The following is an 18,768-nucleotide window of genomic DNA, read 5'->3' on the forward strand; positions in this document are numbered from 1 at the left end:
CAGCGCCCCTACATCACTTCGACGGTTCACCCAGCATGCCGGTGTAATGAGCCAGTCGCTTCTCGACATCCGCTTTTTTCTGCAAGCCCAACTCCATCAACTGCTTGATCCGCGCCTGGGCGGCCGGCCGCTGCACCGAGCCGATGAAGCCCTCCCATTCGGCGGCGATGGCTTCGTTCGGCGGCAGGCTGGCAGCGTCCACCAGTTTCTTGATGTCGGCAATCGACTGCTTGTCGAACCGCGCAATGCGGCGGGCCATGGTATCGACGAATTTGTCGAGCTCGGCATCGGGCAGCGCGCGGTTGACGTAACCATAACGCTCGGCGAGTTCGCCGTTGATGTCGTTACCGGTCAGCAGCACTTCCAGCGCCCGCCCACGCCCCATCAACCGGGGCAGGCGCGCCATGGGCCCGCCTCCTGGCACCAGGGCCGCGCCGATTTCCCATTGCGACAGGATGGCTTTCTCACGGCTGGCAAAGCGCATGTCGCTGGCCAGCGACAGTTCGCTGCCGACACCAGTGGCCCGGCCGCGAATCGACACGATCGACACCACCGGCGCCTTGCTCAACCGCACCAGCATGTCGGGCAATGGCGGCAGGCCGGTCGGGCCGTTGGCCATGCTGGTGGTCTCGCTCAGCGCCGGCACAAAATCGTAGTGCGTCAGGAAGAAGTCCGGCACGTCGCTGTCGAACACCACGACCACCAGTTTCGGATCGGACTCGATGGCGGTAATCACCTCGTTCAACTGCGGCATGGTTTCGGGGCCGTAGATGTTGTACGGCGGGTTGTGGAACGTCACCCGCCAGTACTCGGGCGTGACTCGCGTGAGTTTGATTTCCTGCTTAACGGCGGTGCTCGATGCTGCCTTGCCGGCGGATGAAGGGGTGGTTTCGGCGCTCAATGCCAGATCCGGCGTCGCCATGACGGCGAACATGATGGCAGCGCAAAGTAAATGAAGTCTCATGGGAACAGCTCCAGAGAATTGCCTGATGGCATGTGGAGTCCCGTTTGAGCCGTTATTGCGCTGTTTCCTGTTGGTGGGAGCGTGAACATCACGCGCCTTACTCGATCCCTTGACGGGTCAACACATGTGCGTGGTTTCGTGCAGGCAGCCAAAGGCCAGGCTGGCACGAGTGATCAAGACTAGCAGCGCGACTCAAGTCCACATGACCTGTCATCGGATGCGGTCACGGCCAATAAAAAAGGCACTGACGGTCATCGCCAGTGCCTTTTTTGACGCCTGAAAAGTGCCTCAGCGCGACAGCATGAAGGTGTCGTACTCGAGGTCTTCCAGTGCCGTGGACAAGCGGTGCAGGCCCAACAGGACGCAGACCAGCAACGACAGGGTGAAGCCATAGCCGAAGAAGCTCGGGCCCAGGTACATGCTGAACAGGGTCAGCACGGCGTTCAACACGGCGAATAGCACGCACAACTCCAGCACCACGGTGCGCTTGTCCAGGTAGAAGAACACGTTGAGCAGCGCCATGAACACCACCTGGATGCTCACGCCGATCAGGTCGATGTAGAACAGCGGCAGGTAGTAACTGGAGATCCCCAGCCACTCCAGCAACCGCGGGGCGAACAGGTACAGCAGCACCACGGTCAGCCCCTGCACCTTGCAGATTTCCAGCAGGCCCTGGCGGATCGACAGGGTCATCTCGGTTTTCAGCGAGTTGATGTGCTGCAGGGTTTCACCCTCGCGGATCGCCTTGAACAGGCGGTCATACCACTCGGCAAAATCGGTCTCGATGCGCACCAGGAACACCGCCATGCCGGGGATGATCGCCAGGTACGCGAGGAAGATCGGCAGGTCGTACAGAATCGATGCACGTAGCGGACCGACGACGTTGTTCGAAGTGCCGGGGTTGAACCAGAACAGGAACTTGTCGACCCAGATACCGAAGTTGTAGAAGAACCCGGTGACCAGCAGGCTGACAAACACCTGGCGCCCCTTGAGGAAATCGAAGGCGACCAGCTTCTCGGCGCGGTACTCGCGCAGGATGTCGTACAGGAACAGGAACAGCAGCGTGCTGTGCCCGATCAGCAACGCCAGCAGCAGGCCCGCTATCCCGAGGAAGGTCAGCAGGTAAGCCGTGACCACCATCAGCGTATAGCCCACCAGCATCACGAGCAGAATGCGGTTATAGGCCTTCATCCCCGAGAGGAAGATGATCACTATCCACAGGTTGCACAGCACCACGAAGTTCGACAGCACCAGCAGCCGGTAGAGCAACGACTGATCGAACAGCAGGGCCAGCACGACGATCCCCAGCACCCCGGCACTGACCGTGACCAGCAGCAGCACGCCCAGCAGGTTGGGCAGGATCTGATCGTATTTTTGTTCGAACAGGCGATCGGACACGAATCGGGTGAAGAACAGTTGCAGGCCACCCGTGAGAATCAACGAGCTGGCCATCATGTAGGTCACCGTGACCAGAAACTGTGCAACCAGCGTATTGGGCACCACACGGGTCAAACTGATGATGCCCACCAGCATCACGCTGATGATCGACAACACCCAGGGCCCGGAACTGATCAGCCCGGCATACACATAAGCGTGCAAGGTCGCGGTGTAGGAATCGCGCGACAGGATCTTGCGGAGTTCGAAGCCAATCCCGGCCATTTAACTGTTCTCCATGGCGGCTTGATACAAGTCGCGATAACGCTGCAGCATCAAGGCTTCGGTGTAGTAACGAGTGACCCGTTGCAAGCCGCTGGCCTGGGCATCTTCCCAGCGTTGCGGGTTGCGCAGCAGCTCGAGGATCGCCGTGCTGGTGGCTTGCGGATCGGCAATCGCCACGATCTTGCCGGCAAGGCCCAGGTCGCGGTCTTCGGCGCTGCCGCCTTCGATCAGCTCGCGGCACGAACCCACGTCACTGCTGACCACCGGCGTACCTGCGGCCCAGGCTTCGAGGATCACCAGAGGTTGTGCCTCACTGATGGAGGTCAACACCATCAGCCCCAGCTGCGGCAGGATCTCCTGGATACGCTGGAAGCCAAGGAAATGCACCTTGCCCTCCAGCCCCAGGCTGGCCATCAGGCTGCGGCATTCGCTGACGTATTCCGGGTCTTCCTCTTCCGGGCCGACAATCCAGCCCTCGGCTTCGGGCATGGCGCTGATCACACCGCGCATCGCCCGCAGAAAGGTTTTCACGTCCTTGATCGGCACCACCCGCCCGATCAGCCCCACCACCGGCGCAATGCCGGGTTTGCGGGATTCGAGCGCCGCGGTCCACTGCGGCAGGTCGATGCCGTTGGGAATGACCCGGGTGCGGACCGGATCCGCGCCGTCCTTGATTTGCCGCTGACGGTTGCCGTCATACAACGAAATGATGCTGTCGGCGCTGTTGTAGGTCAGTTGGCCGATACGCTCGAAGAAGCGCACCCACAAGGTACGGATATAACCTGAGCCTGCATCGAGGCTGCGATTCAATGCCGCGCCGGAACTCTCGGCGATCCAGCTGGCCTGGGCCAGGTCGATCTTGCGTTCCTTGGTGTAGATCCCGTGCTCGCTCAGCAGGTAGGTGCAGTTCCAGCGTTGCTTGAGGATGCAGCCCAACAGCCCGGCATAACCGGTGGAAATCGAATGCAGTACCCGCGCCCGTGGCATCTTGCGCGAGGCTTCGGCGAGCATCAGCATCGGCGACTGCATCGAGCGCAGGGTCCAGAAATAGTTGATGAACGACGGGTCGGCACAGTGCAGGCGATAGCCTTCGCTCAATGCTTCCCAGCTGGCGCGGCTGCGCAGCACGTCGTCCAGGGTCATGCGGCCCTCGGCGATGCACGTGAGCAGGCTTTCGCCCAGCGCAGGTTCAGGCGCGTCCGGGTGATGCAGAAAGCGATACAAGTCCTGCTGTTGCTGCAAATTGGCATCCCGTGGCATACCCCGGGTATCGGTCGGATGGGTCGCATCTTCGAGAAACACTTCCTCGATGTGCACCACGTTCGACGGCACTTTGTAGCGGCGTTCGCCATAGGCCGAACGCTGCCCGCCGATGAACATCACCGAGAAGGTCAATTCCGGCAGACCGAGGATCATCTGGTGAATCCAGCTCGACACACCACCGCGCACATAAGGCCAGGTGCCTTCGAGCAGCAGGCAGATATCGGCTATCGGCGCCTCTTCCCTTTGACTCATGTCCAGCTCCTCACCAGATCAGCGAATGGAGGCCGCTGACGGGTTTTCTCGGGAAGGCTGGCGAGCAACCCCGGGATCTCATGATATTGGCCGGACTCGAAGGCAAGCTCGGCGTGGAATGGCAGGATCTGCGCCGCGCCCATGCCGTCTTCCTGGGCCTTGGTCAGCAACACTTCCGCACGCTGGACATCGCCAAGCTCCAGGGCGATACGCCCGGCCAGCAGAAAAAGCTCACCACCCTCGCCTGCTTGCAGCGCTTGCTCGGCATGCTCGTTGGACTGATTGAGCACGTGTTCGAGCACGCTGCCCTGCGCCAGGCCCAGGTACGCCAGCTCCCAGTACCAGCGCGCCAGCGTGCCGTGCAGTTTTCCGGCGGCCTGGGTGCTGGCGCCGTGCAGTTGACCGAGGGCGATCTGGATGCGCAGGTTGATGTCGCTTTCCTGTTTATCGAGCATCGAGTACGCCAGCAGACGCACGTCATCGCTCGGGTCGCCCAGCGCCAGCTTGAGGATCGGCACCGCTTCCTTGCCCGGCATGCGTTTGGTGGCCAGCAATGCAGCCAGGCGCTGATCCGGATCGGGCGCATGGCGCAACACGTCCTGCAAGCCGCCATCGGCAAAGATCGGCGAACGTGATTGCAGCTGCGCCCGATAAGGCAGGTCAGGGATGCCGACCGCCTGCCAGACTTGTTTCTCGCGTTTGCGCGGCAGGTACAACGCCGGGAAAATCGCCGCGACCACCCCTACCGTGCCGAGCACCGGCACGAAGAACGCCAGGCTGAAAATGAACAGCGGGCTCCACGGCAACGGCGAACGGTAACGCGCCGGCAGCAACAGCCAGATCGCCCCGCACAACATCACGCAGGCCAGGCCATGGCTTAAGGTGAACACCGCCAATTGGTGTGCCTCGGGCAAGTCCGACCACAAGCTGGTCCAACTGCCCGCTTCCAGCACCAGGGCTCCGCTAAACAGCCACTTGCTGATCATTCAGACCACACTCGTTGAACAGGAAGTTACGCAGCCCGTTGGGTTCACCAGGCTCCAGGTTGAAAGGCATGATCCGCACGCCCAGGCTGTCCATGTCGCTTTCAATGCCAAAGTGCTCATGCAGCATCAGGTTGATACGCGCCAGATAACCTTCGGTGCCTTGTGGGCTGGTCAACGGCAGCAGCACCAGCAACAGCTGATGGTCGCGGTTGTTGCGCAGCGGCAAGTGCAGGTCCAGACCCCGCTGACTGCGCTCCAAAAGGCGCGTCAGTTCTTCGTTGGGGCGGGTCATTTCAAAGGCGAACAGCCCGGCAGACAAGTTGTGCTTCTCGACGTCCACCTGTGACCGCTTGAGTTGCAACGTGAAGTGCTGGGCATCCGCATTCTGCAAGTGCAGCACCTGGGTATCACGCAACAACAGGTCGGCGATGTGCCCGGCCAGCAGCGCCAGCAGGCTCAATACGCGTTCATGGAAGGCGAAGAACGGCATCTGCCGCACGGCCAATACCGCCAACAGTCGCCCTTCAGCATCGATCAACGGAATGCAGGCCTGAAGTGACGAGAATTGCCCCGCAGCGCCAGCTTCGAGCAGATCCTTGCGTACACTCACCAGTTCACCGCGCTCAAGACACAACTTGACCAGCCCATCGTCGGTGTCCAGCTCGCCCATGACGCCGATGGTGGCCAGCGGCGTGGGCAGTATCCGATCTCCACGCTCGTCCACTCGATACAGACCCGCAACCCGCAGCGTGCCGTATTGCCCCAGCACCGCCACAATCGGTTCGGCCAGCGAGCCCAGTGCATCACTTTCCTCCGGCATGACCCGCAGCTTTTCACGCAAGCCCAACAACGAACTGCGCAAGCTCTGGTCGCTGCCCGCCACGCGCCGCTCCAGCAGATCGTGGGAAACCCGCAGAATCTGGTGCGAGCGGGTGAACTCATCGAGACGATACTGGCGGTAATCGTTGGCCATCTGCAGACGCTCCAGGCGTCGTTCCCACAGATCGCGTACCTCACCGACCAGCATCCCGCACACCAGCACGCCGACGATCCACGACGGCTCAAGCTGCTGATAGGCGGCATGACCGGTGTGACGCAGGACGAACAGTGCCAGCACCAGAATCGCGGCACTGAACAGGCCGCGGACAAATCCGTAACGCACACCCAACAGCAGCGGCGCCAGAATCGGCCACGGAAAACCGCCGTGCATTTGCAACGGGTCATCCGGGGTCAACCACAGGCCGAGAAGAATGGCCAGGCCGGTCACCAGGAGCGTTTCCAGCCAAGACACCGGGCCGCTGGCGCGAGGCGCCAGGCTGTAATCCATGTGTGGAGAATTCATTGCGTTCACTCGAACCGAAGGGCGCCAACAAGTTTGTCGAGCACGGTCTGCGCGGTGCCGGCCAGGCTTTCACGGGACCAGCCGGCGCGAGCGCCACTTTTGCTCCAGAGCACCTGACCGCTGCTGGCATCGAGCACGCGCAGGCTGATGCCTACCGCCGGCTCGCCGTCCAGACCGTTCTTGTACTGCCATTCTTCGACGCTGCCGGCGACCACGTAATCGAGCTTCTGCTCGCGCGCCCAATCAAGGGCACCGGCCAGACGCTCGTTATCGTCCATCAGCGCTTGTTCGCCCTGGGTGCTCGGCGGGTAAACCCGCGGCTTCAGGCCGTGGCTGCTGAGCACGCTGATCAGGATCTGCTCGCTGCGCTCACCCGCCTGCGGCGTCTGCGAATAGTTGACCATCGGCACCACGCCCCATTGCGCGCTGCGTGGCAGGTTCGGGCTGGCCTCATCGGTGAAGCTGGCGCAGCCGGCGACGAACACAACGGCCAGTGCCAGGCTCAGATTACGAATTGCTTGCATACGTTGTACTCCCGTAGAAATTCCATGATCAGCGTCCGAAGCGCACGCCGTAGCTCACACCCAGTGTTCCGCCGGCCTTGCCGTCCCCGCCTTGTGGCGCGGATTGGTAGCCGAAGGTCAGGGCCAGTTCGTCGTCACCCAGTACTTCAATGCCGAGCCCGGTACTGATGCCGTAGTTGAAGGTTGAGTCCGTCCACTGCCAGCCACCTGTCAGGTCCACCAGCCAGGTGTATTGCGGGCGGGTGCGCACCAGCGCGCCCGGCAAGCCGCGACGCCAGGAACTGCCGACATAGAGCTGGCCGTAGCGGCTTTGCAGCAGGTCGCTGGCCTGTACCGTCGGGATATCCGCCGGGTTGATCGGATCGGCTATTCCGGTATCAGGATCAAAGGTTGGAGCCGGCGGAGCCGCCGAGATCACCGGACCGCCAAAGTTGCTGGACAGATAATTCAGCGTCTTGTCCTTCACGTTGTTCTTCTGATAGTCGACACCGCTGCGCACGGTCCAGTTGGGACCGGCGAATTCCAGGGTGTGGTTGTATTCCATCTTCAACGCATGACCATCACCCAGGTCGTCGCCGGCACGGGTGGAGAACGAGCGCTGCGCGACTTCCCAACTGAACTGATCGCGGGCGGTCAGGCTGTGACGACCACCGAGGAACACGCGGTCCTGTTGGCCGAAAGCGCGCATCAAACCGCTGTCTTCGTTCTTGCGATGCCAGTCGACGCCGGTTTCCAGTTCATCGCTCACGCCCAACTGCCAGGTCCGGGACAGGCCCAGGCCGTTGCGGTCGTCATCGCTGCGCTGGCTGGTGTCGGCGAACAACTTGTAACTGCCGTCCTCTACCGCCCGTTGCAAAGTCAGGGCGACGTTGCGCTCGGTACCGATTTCCGAAGAGTCGATGTCGTCGCCGCTGTAGTCGCCCTGTTCCAGTTCAACATCGGCGTACCACTTATCACCCAGGTTTTGTGCGATCTCCAGGCGCGGGCCTTTGAAATCCAGGCCGCCGAAGTCCTGCTCATGCCAGGAAATTTGTGCGCCTTGCGGCGTACGCTCGTTGATCTCCACGGCCTGACGGCGCAGTTGTTCGCGCACCGCTTCCGGCTGCTCGTCACCCAACGCCGAAAGGCTGGTATCGAGTGCTTCGCCCAGCCGTCCCAGACGGTTGAGTGCCTGGGCCCGTTGCGCCGGGTTCAAGTCGCTGCTGGCCAACAGGGCTTCGACCTGCTCTTTGTTGCGGCTGCGCAGGGCTTCCTGAATCTGCTCGTAGCGCTCGACCTTCAGGCCCTGGCTACGGGCCCACGCCAGCCATTCATCCTTCTGCGCTTCCTGATTGGTGGCATCCAGACGCGCCAGCAAGCGTTCGAACCATAACTGCAGCATGGCCGGCGAGCCATCCTTCCACTTCAACACTTCCTGCTGCGCCTTCTTCGGCGAATAGCTGCTGGACATCAGGCGCAGCCAGATCGCGTACCGCTGGGACGAAGGCTGAATGTTTTCGCCCTCCGGGCTACGCAACAGTTTCAGGCGCAGACGCTGGGCTGCATCCTCGTAACCCGCGCTTTCCAGGGCATCGGCATAGGCTGCCCGGACCAGCCAGTCCTGCGGGCTGGTCTTGAGGTACATGCGATACCAGGCCAGCGCTTCCGCATCACGCCCGAGCATCTGGCTGGCACTGGCGAAAGGCAGCCACAACAGGCGGTCTTCACGTGCATTGCTGCGCCATTGCGTGAGCAACGGTTTGAGTTTCGCGGTGTTGCCCTGATCGACGTACAGCCACACCAGGCGCTCACGGAACAGGTTGTCATCGGGATAGCGCTGCAAGCCAAGTTGATACAGACGCTCGGCCTCATCGCTCTGCCCCTCATGCACTGCCAGGGCGCCGCGGACCGCCAGCACCTGGGCCTGTTCGTAGGCCTCCGGATGCTGCTCGGCATCCTTGAGCAGCTTCACCACCAGCGGCCAGTCCTCCAGCTCCTGGGCCTGCTGCAAGGCTTCGACCAGGCGCTGCGGATCCCGGGTGCGCTCCCAACTGCCAACCGTCAAGGTCAAGGCGCGTTGCGGGTTGCTGGTGCGATAGATGGTGATCAACTGACTCTCGTCGCCACTGGTCAACTTGCCATCGAGCGACAGCAGTTTCTCCAGGGACACCCGCAGGTCTTCGTCGCGCTCCAGGTCCCAGGCCAGGGCGGCACGGGTGCGCCAGTAACTCTCGTCGGTGATGCTCTGGTCATCTTCCTTCAAGACACTCCATGCGCCTTGGTAATCGAACAGCTTCAGGTAGGTGTTGGCCCAGTCGACCTGCTCGGTGGTGTTGAGCTTGAAGCGCTTCGAATAGTCCTTGTAGACCTTGGACTTGGCTTCGAACTGCCCGGTGTTTTCCAGGTTCTGTAGCAAACGCGTCCAGGCCAGGCGATGCTCCGGATACTTGCGCACGTACGCACGGAACCAGGCTTCGGCCTCACCCGGCGTGCCCCGCGATTCGTGCCCGTAGTTCAGTGCATCGAGTTCGGTGTCGGTCAGCGCGCGCTGATCCATGATGCCGGCGAGCAACGGGATCGAACGATCGAAGTCGAATTGCATGCTCGCCAGACGCCAGGCGTGCTCACGAACTTCCGGGTCTTCGCGCAATTCCAGCAGGCTGATCCAGTACCCCAGTGCGGCCTCGGAATCGCCACGCCATTCACCCAGGCGAGCCATTTGCTCGATCAACGCCGGATCTTCAGGGTGGTCGATTGCCAGTTGCTGACCGATTTCCCAGGCACCCGCCAGGTCGCCGATGGCCAGGCGCACATGGAAAGTCTTCAGCGGGATCTGCGGGTTGTCCGGCTGCAAGGTCTGCCACTGCTTGAGCACTTGCTCGGCCAGGTCAAAGCGCTTGTTCGCGACCGCGACATCGACGCCCTGCTCGAGCCAGGCCACATCGGTCTGCGGATTGGTCAGTTGCGGCAGTTCATCGGAGAGCACTTGTGCGGCGTCTTCGCCACGACCGGCGGACAGCAGGCCGTTGAACGCCAGCTGCGCATATTCGCGACGCTCGGTCTCAACCTGGGTGTCTTTCTTGAGCTGCAGATAGATCTCCGCTGCACGTCCCGGTTGCTCACCCGCCAGATACCACTGGGCTGCGGACTTGAGCGACTCGGTGCGCAGCTTCGGATCACGCCCGGCGATTTCCTCGTAGACACTGGCCGCGAACGCCGGGGCTTGCAGTGTCAGCGCCAGCTTCGCCAGATTCTGCAATTGCGGCGTCGGCAGTTCGCGGTGATCGAAGCTTTTGAGTCGCTCGACCAACGCTTGCTGCGCGATCAGATCGTTGCTGTTCGCCGCGACCAGTGCGTCCAGTTCCAGGCGGTAATAGGCCTGAACCTCCGGCTTTGGCGCAGGCCAGGCCTCCAGGTGCTGGCGCGCCTTGGCGTAATCGCCCAGGCGAATCAGCAGATCGATCAGTTGCAGACGCAGGTGATCGTCATCCGGGTGGGCGGCCAGCAGCAACTCGGCATAGTTGGCCGAGACGGCATCCGGTTCACGGCCATCGGGCTGGAAGACTTCTTCACGCTGGAAGGTCGCCCACAGCAGACCACCGACGGCAACCGCGACTACCGCCAATGCCCAGGGATTGAGCAGGCGACTGTTTTTAGTTGCAGAGGAGCTGGCCATTACTCACCTGCTTCATTGGTAATTGAAAAGTCCACAGGCCTGCAGACGACTTCCCTGCATAACGCTGTCCATCCACTTCGACCCGGCAAGCGCTCGCCGAGCGGACCGAGAAGCTCAGATCAAACTGCCCGGCAAACGAAAAGCTCACTCGCCGATCATCCAGGTACTGCCAGTTGACTAATGGCAGGTTGGCTTCCTCCAGTGCCGGTCTGTCGTCTCGATCGGGGCGCAGGACCAATAACGCACGGTCGCTGCTCAAGGCCACATAGCGCCCTTGCGGCAGGTCACGAACCCCGGCGACGCCTTGCGAACGCAACAGATCCGGCCAGCCCATCTGCGGGTCGAGGCGCACGGTGCGCAGTGCATCCATGCCGCGAATCTGCCAGTTGCCATCGAGGGTCCGCGCCAGACTGGCCTGATACAAACCATGCAGGCGGTCGATGTAGTCGCTCATCCACAGCGACATCGGCTTCTGATCACGCATGTAGCCGTAGATCTCGTGCATGGCCTTGATCGAGGCTTGCTTGGTGCTCGAATAGAAGTGGTAGTAAAGGTGCAGGCCGCGCAGGCGCCGTGGGCTGTCGGTCAGCTCAAAGGTGTCGATCACATCGCGAAAGCCGTAGTACGGGCCTTTCCACAGGTTGGTGTAGAGGTTTTCGTTGATGATCGGCGCGTAGTACTGCAGGCCGCCTTCGGTGGGACGCAGCAACGGGTTCAACCCGGTCAGCGACGGGTCGGCCTTGGTCATCATGGTTTCGGCGCCGTTGACGTTTTTCAGGCCGGCATCGTAGGCAATCTTCAGTGTTTCTGCGGACGGCAGGGCATCACCTGGCCAGAACACCATTTTCACCGGCTTTTGCGCGGTGGTGAGCTGCTGGTTGATGTAGTCGCGCGATCCGACAATCTCGCGATTGAAGTCGATTTTGTTGTAGCCCGGAATAGCCATGTTCAGCCCGTATTCCGGCCTGAAGTTCTCACGCTTCTTGGCCTTGTCCGGCTGCATGAAAAACGGATGGCTGAAGGTGTGCGTGGCCACTTCGACTTTCGGGTTGGCGAAAATATCGCGGGCGATGGGCTCCAGTTCACGCGCCAGATGCGGGAACATGCCGCGCGGCGAGATCTCACCCTCGACGATCGATACCGACGTCAGGAACGGGTTGGGCTGGATGTAGTCATCGAGCGTGTGGCGACCGGCGTAAGGAGTGCCACGCACTTCGGCGCGGGAAGGAAAACCGTCGCCATCGATGTGCACGGTCGCGATGCGGCGGCCGTTTTCGGTGGTGGTGTCCGGACGCGGTTGCTCAGGCAGTCGCAGGCTGGCCTTGAGGAACGCGAAGGGATCGAGAATCCAGCGGCTGCGCTCGTTGTTCACCTCAAGAATGTAAGGCGTCAGCGCCAGGCCGCCCCAGTCGCCAATGACGATCGGGGTGAACACCTCACCCGACGCATTGGTCAGCGACAGTGCCGGCTTCGGCCCCTTGGGCAAGACCGAAACCGCTGTCAGGTCACGGGATCGGGGCTGCACCGGTGCTTCGAACGCCCCGACCAGCGCCTTGTCCTGATGAGTGATGGTCAGGGTCTGAGTACCCGGAGGCGCGTTGCGATCAAGGCCCAGGCGCTTGAGCAGCACCTTGTCCTCAACGGGCAAACCGGCGAAGAAAACCACCGGTACATGTTCATCCAGACGCGCGCTGATCCAGCGGTTGAACGCCGGACTGTCTTGCGGCGGGCCGCTGGTCATCCAGGTAATCACGCCGGCATACAAGCCACTGAAGCGATACTCCGGCATGGAACTGGTGGCCGGAATGTAGTCGACGCGATAACCCAGATATTCGAGCAGGCCACCCAGCAATGAGTGCCCGGCGTTATAGGCCAGATCTCCTTCGCGAGGGTCATAGACCATCGCGACGCGGCGCGGCTGGACTTCGATGGTGCTGATGCCCATCGAGTTGAGATCAGGGGTGCTGATAAACGGAATGAAGCCTTCATCGCGCAGGCGCTTGGCCAGTTTGCGTGCCTCGTCGCGACGCTCAGGCGGCAAGTAATCGATCGCAACCAGTGGAATACCCTTGGCGCGCAAAGGCTGCAATTGGCCCAGCAGCCATTGGCGATCGGCTTCCGGCACTGGACGATAGCGCTTGGCTGCCGCATCCCAGCCCGCGTACAGCGACTCGAATGCTACGGCCGCCGCCACGCCGTCGAGCTCGGGCAACACCTCGAAGCCGCGATTGAAGAACAGCTTCAGCTTGGGTTGCTGCTTGTGCAATTCGCGCAGGAAACTGGCCAGGCCCTCGCGCTGCGCTTGCTGTGATGCTTGCGGCAACAGCGTGAAACTGTCGAGGGTATCGAGGAACAGGCCGGCATAACCCTGGGCCTGCAATTGCTTGGCACGGCCCAGCAGGTGTTCGCGCCAGGCCGGTGCCGTGAGGTCCATGACCTGGCTGTTCCACGAGTCATTGCGCACCGGGGAAACGGCCTTGGTGAGGCCCGCCTTGGTGATCTCGGCCTTGGAGCCGTCGAACTCGCCAACCGACAGATAAGCGAACGGCTCACTGCCCAGGCTACGCAGGGTTTTGACATCCGCCGCCGTCATATGCCCCGGCTCGACCACTGCCCAGTCGAACTGGGCCAGCTCGGTCAGCGGTGGCTCATCGGCATACCAGAAGGACACACTGGAAGGTGGCACCAGTGCGGCAGCCTGCACGGCTGGACCGCTCACGCACAATGCCAGAGCAGCTAACAGTCGTTTGGCGACCGAGCGGACACGCGTCCTGCGAAAAACGAATTCCATAACTCACTCTTGAATTGTATGAACCAAAATCACTGCACCCGAAGCAGTTACACCGAACGGGTTACAGACTGCGGATCAACTGCGCCAATCCATTGCCGATCGACGTCGGCTCCGGAAGGTTGAAGCGCTCGAGCAAACGAGCATTGTTGGCGCGCGAGTGGCGAATATCGCCCTGACGTGGCGCCTGATAGTTCACGGTCAAGGGTGTGCCGGTAGCAGCTCCCAATTCGGCGATCAGATCGTTGAGGCTGGTGGAACGGCTGAGGCCGACATTCACCGCACCCGGTTGCGGCGACTGCATCTCCACGGCCTGGAGCAGAATCTTCACCAGGTCCAAGACATAGACGAAGTCGCGGGTTTGCTGGCCGTCACCGAAAATCGACACCGGCAGCTTTTTCAACGCACGCTCGGTAAAGATGCTGATCACGCCGGAGTACGGCGAAGAAGGATCCTGGCGTGGGCCGAAGATATTGAAGAAGCGCAGGACCACTGGCTCCAGGCCGTGCTCGCGGCGATAGAAGTCCAGGTAGTACTCGCTGGCCAGTTTGTCGCTGGCATAGGGCGTCAGCGGAGATTTCGGGGTGTCTTCGTCGATGGCTGTGCCTTCGCCGTTGTTGCCGTAGATGGCAGCACTGGAGGCAAACACAACGCGCTTGATCCCGGCTTTGGCCATGCCTTCGCAAACGTTCAACGTGCCGACAAAATTGCTTTGATGAGTCGAAACCGGATCATCCACCGAAGCCTGTACCGAGGCCACTGCCGCCAAATGTACGACGGCACCGCAATCACGCATGGCCTGATTTACGACGCTGCTGTCCGCGACATCACCGTTGACCAGGTCCAGATTAGAGTTATCCATCGGCAAATTGCTGACTTTGCCAGTCGACAGATTGTCCAGAACGCGAACTTTGTACCCCTTGGCCAGCAAGGCATCCACAAGATGCGACCCAATGAAACCTGCCCCGCCAGTGACCAGTACGCGCTCAACAAACATGAAATTTCTTCCTGAAGATTCAAGCGGATATCAAGTTAGGTAGTCCGCTAACGGTATGTGCTCGGATCAATCATAGACCAATGTGGAGAATGTGATACCAAGCGGTCACGACCGACGACTTTATGGCGCAAAGCCACTAAAACGCTATCGATGATGGGAGATTCGGGGATTACTGTCAATAGGTTGTCGAATTCATCAGCGAACGGTAACCGTCGCCACAAAATAGTCATTATTTTGACGACGCGAATCGGATCCAAAAATTGTAACCCATTGCTAATGGCCTCGCTCCCTCACAATGGTTTGATGGGGGGGCATTCGCGCGCCGTGGATATCAATTCGGGTATGCGGTGAAGTGCGAGACTTGAACGAACCCACGATTCACACGTTATCCAAACGTCAGTGCAAATGGCTCCGCCGCTTGTTCAATGGCGCTGACAACATGAGGCGCCAGCTCCCGATGCTGGGGATATCGGGTGATTACTGCTTCAACCGCTGCAAGTATCTTTTGAATGCGCTCCCCTGGCTGCTCGACTTCACAGGTTTGAGCAAACTCCAGCAGCCCCTGCCTGGAGGCGAACATGGATTTGTTGCCTGCCAGATCCAGCGCCAGTACATCCTCTGGAATGTATGCAGTGGTATTGACGATGTCGTAGGCCGGCGCCAGTCGCGCATCACGCTGGGTTGGCTGCGAGTAGAGCAAGCCAAAATTCTTCAAATGCGCATCACCATTTCCGACGATGCAGCTCAAGGCAACGCTATCGAATAGCTGATCAAGGGAAGATCGCAAATGTTGCACCGGGCAGAACAACCGGACAGCCTTGGCAATCGCCGCATAGCTTTTGCTGTATTTCTTGTCAGCCGAAAGCCCCATCAACACAGCCATATCCTCAAAGCCAATCGGGTTGAGCTGCTCATCCCGATCGAAGCGGCGCATGACAAACAGTTTCGTGTTATCGGACAGATAAAACTGCGGCACCGGCAAGCCCGCTTCCTTGGCAATCGACATGCAAAGGAATTCATTGATTGCCAGGCCAGGAAACTCGTCGCGACCACTTTTGATAATCAGGTCCGAGGTCTTCGACGTGACTCTTGGCAACCCGGCGTCCTGTTGTTCCGGCACCAACACCTTGGGTTGAACACCTGAAATTCCGGCGCGCAGGATGTAACGATCGAGCAGGTCGGCAAAAATATCCTCCGTACCATCCCAAGTCAGAATGTCCTCCAGTTTTTCCCCTGCAAATTGCTGTTTCGCGAGCAAGGTATCGACTGTCTCGGAGCGCACTCGAACCCTGCCGATGGGGCAACTGCTCCCGGACAAAGCCAGCAGCAACATGGGATCGACGTTAACGGTTTTGGCAAGGCGATTGCGTAATTGCTCAAGCACGTAGCCTTCCGGCAGGTTCATCTGGAACACGGGATGCAGGTCCCGCCGACGAAACTCATCCGCCCGTACCGGCATCGTCAGGCTGATAGCGGCAGCCGACAACGCATCTTCCTGATAGCGGAAAACAAAATCTTCAGCGCTGGTAAAAACCCTGCCGCTGGTCCCTTCTGGCGTATCGACTTTGAGCGTAGTCATTTTCACTCGAACAAATCCCCCAGTTCTTCAAGGGTTGGCAGCGCTGCCGGGATAACCGCGAACTCACAATCCAGTGCTCCCAGGACCCGCGCATAAGCGACCATGGCCACAGAGAGGGTGCCCTTCTCTACAGCAATGACTTTCTGTCGGGTCAAACCGGCGAGGTCGGCAAGCTGTGCTTGCGTCAGGCCTCGATTTATTCGCTTTTCGCGAATCTGCTGACCGAGGCGAGAGATGATCAGTGAATAATCCATGTCTAGCTACCGTGACATTTTCGACTAAATGTATAGCACACGTAACATTTTCACGAACTTGTATATTCAGCTCCCCTGCAACAGAGAGCACCGCACCCACCCCACACATGAACATTTCTTCACCCCGCCCCTGCGCCCGAGCCTGTACATTCCCCTCGCTCATTCAAGAAACTACGGTTTGCCCGCCCTCCCGCGGGCTTTTTTTTGCCTGTAGATTGCTCGGCATTCTCTCCATCCATGGGCAGGCCGCCCGGAGTTGCCGATGACGATCTTCACCCTGCCCTGCGAGCGCCTGACACTGGCGATCCTGAGCCCCAGTCAAGCCGCGCTGGAAAGCGACTTTTATCGACGCAATCAGGCGCACCTCGCGCCCTGGTCACCGGTTCGCCCCGACGATTACTACAGCCCTGAAAGAATCCGCTCACGCCTCTCGCAACAAGCCATGGCCTTTGATGAGGGCATCGCGGTGCATTTCGCGGTGCTGGATCGGGATGGCGAGCAGATGATTGGCGCGTGCAATTTCAGCGGCATTGTTCGTGGGGCGTTCCAGGCCTGTTATCTCGGGTATCACATCTGCGAATCCCGCCAGGGCCAGGGTTTGATGCGTGAAGCGCTGCAAGCCGGCATCGGTTATATGTTCGAGACCCTGAACCTGCACCGGATCATGGCCAACTACATTCCGGGCAATGAGCGCAGCGCGCGGTTGCTGGAGCGCCTGGGGTTCGAGCAGGAAGGCTATGCCAAGGCTTATCTGAACATTGCCGGACAGTGGCAGGATCACGTAATGACCGCATTGGTGAGCCAGGTCTGGGAAGACCCGGACAGGCTCTGGTCGCGGCAACTTTCGTGAATTTCACAGGCCGTTCACGGTTCGTTAAGTTATCGCCTCGTAAGCTGGGCTTTCCCGGTCTCCCTCGGTCACCAGAAGCCCATGTCTCGCCCCGCCTCTTCGCTCTTGCTGATTGTCGCGCTGCTGTTTTTCTTCGCCTTGGGCAATCACCAGCTGCAAGGGTCCACCGAAGCCCGGGTCGCCGGGATCGCCATGGAAATGCACCTGGACAACGACTGGGTCACGCCCCGCCTGTTCAACGAACCCTTCCTGGAAAAACCACCCCTGAGCCTCTGGTTTGATGCCGCCGCGATCCGTGCTTTCGGCGGCACGCCATGGGCTGTACGCCTGACATCGGCATTGGCCGGCCTGCTCAGCGTCATGTTCTTGTACGCGATGCTGCGCCGCTTCGGCCGGCCCGTGAGCGTGGCATGGACTGCTGCCCTGATGCTGGCGACCATGGCCAGTTACTGGAGCAACGTACGCGGCGTCGGCGAGGATGCGCTGCTCGCCCTCGGGGTGAGCATGGCCCTGTTGGCGTTCTTTGCCGGGGCCCGACGGGCGAGTGTCGGCAATGGCTTGCTGTTTGCCCTGGGGATCATGATCGCGACATTGAGCAAAGGCGTGCTTGGCCTGGCCATGCCGGGGGTGGTGATCTTCGCCTGGCTTTTGGCTGTAAGCCTGTTGAATCGGCGCATTAGGTTGGCGCACTGGCTGCGGCCCGCGCTGCTGACGTTGCTCGGCCTGGTGCCGCTGATGATCTGGCTGGCGATCTTGTACCAGCGCGGCGGGCTCCAGGCGGTGACCGAAGTCCTGCTGACTAACAGCGTCGGTCGCTTCAGCGGGTCCTTCGTCGAGGCGGGGCACTACGAACCGTTCTACTACTACTTGGCCAAGCTGCCGCAAGCCTTCTTGCCCTGGAACATTCTGCTGTATCTGGGGCTGTGGCACTTTCGCAAAAGCCTGGTGGCCAACCGTTACTTACTGTTCATGACGCTGTGGGTGTTGGCGCAGTTCGTGATGCTGACGCTGGCGTCGAGCAAACGCACGGTGTACCTGATGTCGATGACGCCAGCAGCGGCAGTGATCGCGGCCGAGTACGCCCGGGTTCTGTTCGAACGCCTCAAGGCCCGGGAAGGCGCTTCGACCTGGCTGGATCGCCTCCTCAAACATCGCCACGGCCTGGCCATCGGCACGCTGGCCGTGGTCATCGTCAGCTACCTGGCGACCGCACAATGGCTGCTGCCCCATGCCGATCGCAAGTTGTCTTTCCTGCCGCTGACCGAACAGATCGAGTCGATGCAGGCCAACGGGCAGCAAGTCGCGCTGTTCCAGGCCAATGAGCGACTGGGCGGCGCCAGCGTGTTCTACACCCACAGCCTGCTCAAGGGGCTCGATACCGAGGCGCAGCTTCATGAGTTTCTCAGTGCATCGCCCGATCATGTTGCCGTCCTGTCTGGCGACGCTGAACCTGTCGCCCCCTTGAAGCTGCTCAAGACGATGAAGGTGGGCCGACAGGCGTATTACTTCGTCGGGCAGTGAGTCGCAGGACAAGTCCTACGTGTGCTGAAAATCAGCAGAAAGATCCCACGAGTGTTTCAGGTTGTCGGTCGGAAACGCGGTGAATAGTCTCTGGCGGTCGCTGAAAAATTCAGTGACCGGGTGTGAGAACCCGG

13 protein-coding genes are annotated in these 18,768 nt (G+C 60.5%); 2 read left to right on the plus strand and 11 right to left on the minus strand.

The features are described 5' to 3' along the window. Nucleotides 1–13: 13 nt before the first annotated feature. The 11 genes from ABTV29_RS27570 to ABTV29_RS27620 all read right to left on the minus strand — a co-directional run bounded on the left by ABTV29_RS27570 (nt 14) and on the right by ABTV29_RS27620 (nt 16,263). Nucleotides 14–964, minus strand: a complete 951-nt coding sequence (locus ABTV29_RS27570; RefSeq protein WP_433767704.1) for an enoyl-CoA hydratase/isomerase family protein — start codon at nt 962–964, stop codon at nt 14–16. 288 nt (nt 965–1,252) lie between these two features. Then, the gene (gene pelG, locus ABTV29_RS27575; protein WP_433767705.1) at nt 1,253–2,623 is read right to left on the minus strand and encodes an exopolysaccharide Pel transporter PelG; all 1,371 of its coding nucleotides are present in this window, start codon (nt 2,621–2,623) and stop codon (nt 1,253–1,255) included. Then, nucleotides 2,624–4,138, minus strand: coding sequence for a GT4 family glycosyltransferase PelF (gene pelF / locus ABTV29_RS27580; RefSeq protein ID WP_433767706.1), 1,515 nt, complete (start codon nt 4,136–4,138; stop codon nt 2,624–2,626). It lies immediately after the preceding gene. Further along, nucleotides 4,135–5,124: a HEAT repeat domain-containing protein gene (locus tag ABTV29_RS27585; protein ID WP_433767707.1), complete on the minus strand. Its 990-nt coding sequence runs from the start codon at nt 5,122–5,124 to the stop codon at nt 4,135–4,137. The genes pelF and ABTV29_RS27585 overlap by 4 nt, the downstream gene beginning before the upstream one ends. Continuing rightward, a complete protein-coding gene (locus ABTV29_RS27590; protein ID WP_433767708.1) occupies nt 5,102–6,466 on the minus strand; it encodes a PelD GGDEF domain-containing protein in 1,365 nt (454 codons plus the stop codon). The genes ABTV29_RS27585 and ABTV29_RS27590 overlap by 23 nt, the downstream gene beginning before the upstream one ends. Nucleotides 6,467–6,471: 5 nt before the next feature. Further along, entirely contained in the window at nt 6,472–6,990 is a 519-nt protein-coding gene (locus tag ABTV29_RS27595; protein WP_433767709.1) for a penicillin-binding protein activator LpoB, read from the minus strand. Between the two features lie 28 nt (nt 6,991–7,018). Next, nucleotides 7,019–10,645: a tetratricopeptide repeat protein gene (locus ABTV29_RS27600; protein ID WP_433767710.1), complete on the minus strand. Its 3,627-nt coding sequence runs from the start codon at nt 10,643–10,645 to the stop codon at nt 7,019–7,021. After that, the gene (locus tag ABTV29_RS27605; RefSeq protein WP_433767711.1) at nt 10,623–13,436 is read right to left on the minus strand and encodes an endo alpha-1,4 polygalactosaminidase; all 2,814 of its coding nucleotides are present in this window, start codon (nt 13,434–13,436) and stop codon (nt 10,623–10,625) included. Before ABTV29_RS27605 ends, ABTV29_RS27600 begins: the two co-directional genes overlap by 23 nt. A 61-nt stretch (nt 13,437–13,497) precedes the next feature. Beyond that, nucleotides 13,498–14,430 carry an NAD-dependent epimerase/dehydratase family protein gene (locus tag ABTV29_RS27610; RefSeq protein WP_433767712.1) on the minus strand — a complete coding sequence of 311 codons (933 nt, stop codon included), beginning with the start codon at nt 14,428–14,430 and terminating at the stop codon, nt 13,498–13,500. Nucleotides 14,431–14,815: 385 nt separating this feature from the next. After that, the gene (locus ABTV29_RS27615) at nt 14,816–16,015 is read right to left on the minus strand and encodes a type II toxin-antitoxin system HipA family toxin (RefSeq protein ID WP_433767713.1); all 1,200 of its coding nucleotides are present in this window, start codon (nt 16,013–16,015) and stop codon (nt 14,816–14,818) included. Next, nucleotides 16,012–16,263 carry a helix-turn-helix transcriptional regulator gene (locus ABTV29_RS27620; protein WP_433767714.1) on the minus strand — a complete coding sequence of 84 codons (252 nt, stop codon included), beginning with the start codon at nt 16,261–16,263 and terminating at the stop codon, nt 16,012–16,014. The genes ABTV29_RS27615 and ABTV29_RS27620 overlap by 4 nt, the downstream gene beginning before the upstream one ends. Nucleotides 16,264–16,525: 262 nt before the next feature. Here ABTV29_RS27620 and rimJ point away from each other — a divergent pair, with 262 nt between their 5' ends. Then, nucleotides 16,526–17,113, plus strand: a complete 588-nt coding sequence (gene rimJ / locus ABTV29_RS27625; protein ID WP_433767715.1) for a ribosomal protein S5-alanine N-acetyltransferase — start codon at nt 16,526–16,528, stop codon at nt 17,111–17,113. Between the two features lie 81 nt (nt 17,114–17,194). Continuing rightward, entirely contained in the window at nt 17,195–18,634 is a 1,440-nt protein-coding gene (locus ABTV29_RS27630; protein WP_433767716.1) for an ArnT family glycosyltransferase, read from the plus strand. Nucleotides 18,635–18,768 lie beyond the last annotated feature (134 nt).

Source organism: Pseudomonas putida (assembly GCF_050989985.1).
Classification (GTDB): Bacteria; Pseudomonadota; Gammaproteobacteria; order Pseudomonadales; family Pseudomonadaceae; genus Aquipseudomonas; species Aquipseudomonas putida_AI.

What these genes read in the sequence shown, in the direction of transcription:
- ABTV29_RS27610 (WP_433767712.1), bottom strand. Translation starts at nt 14,430, where the DNA reads ATGTTTGTTGAGCGCGTACTGGTCACTGGCGGGGCAGGTTTCATTGGG.
- ABTV29_RS27605 (WP_433767711.1), bottom strand. Translation starts at nt 13,436, where the DNA reads ATGGAATTCGTTTTTCGCAGGACGCGTGTCCGCTCGGTCGCCAAACGA.
- ABTV29_RS27600 (WP_433767710.1), bottom strand. Translation starts at nt 10,645, where the DNA reads ATGGCCAGCTCCTCTGCAACTAAAAACAGTCGCCTGCTCAATCCCTGG.
- ABTV29_RS27590 (WP_433767708.1), bottom strand. Translation starts at nt 6,466, where the DNA reads ATGAATTCTCCACACATGGATTACAGCCTGGCGCCTCGCGCCAGCGGC.
- pelG (WP_433767705.1), bottom strand. Translation starts at nt 2,623, where the DNA reads ATGGCCGGGATTGGCTTCGAACTCCGCAAGATCCTGTCGCGCGATTCC.
- ABTV29_RS27570 (WP_433767704.1), bottom strand. Translation starts at nt 964, where the DNA reads ATGAGACTTCATTTACTTTGCGCTGCCATCATGTTCGCCGTCATGGCG.
- ABTV29_RS27595 (WP_433767709.1), bottom strand. Translation starts at nt 6,990, where the DNA reads ATGCAAGCAATTCGTAATCTGAGCCTGGCACTGGCCGTTGTGTTCGTC.
- ABTV29_RS27620 (WP_433767714.1), bottom strand. Translation starts at nt 16,263, where the DNA reads ATGGATTATTCACTGATCATCTCTCGCCTCGGTCAGCAGATTCGCGAA.
- ABTV29_RS27585 (WP_433767707.1), bottom strand. Translation starts at nt 5,124, where the DNA reads ATGATCAGCAAGTGGCTGTTTAGCGGAGCCCTGGTGCTGGAAGCGGGC.
- ABTV29_RS27630 (WP_433767716.1), top strand. Translation starts at nt 17,195, where the DNA reads ATGTCTCGCCCCGCCTCTTCGCTCTTGCTGATTGTCGCGCTGCTGTTT.
- pelF (WP_433767706.1), bottom strand. Translation starts at nt 4,138, where the DNA reads ATGAGTCAAAGGGAAGAGGCGCCGATAGCCGATATCTGCCTGCTGCTC.
- rimJ (WP_433767715.1), top strand. Translation starts at nt 16,526, where the DNA reads ATGACGATCTTCACCCTGCCCTGCGAGCGCCTGACACTGGCGATCCTG.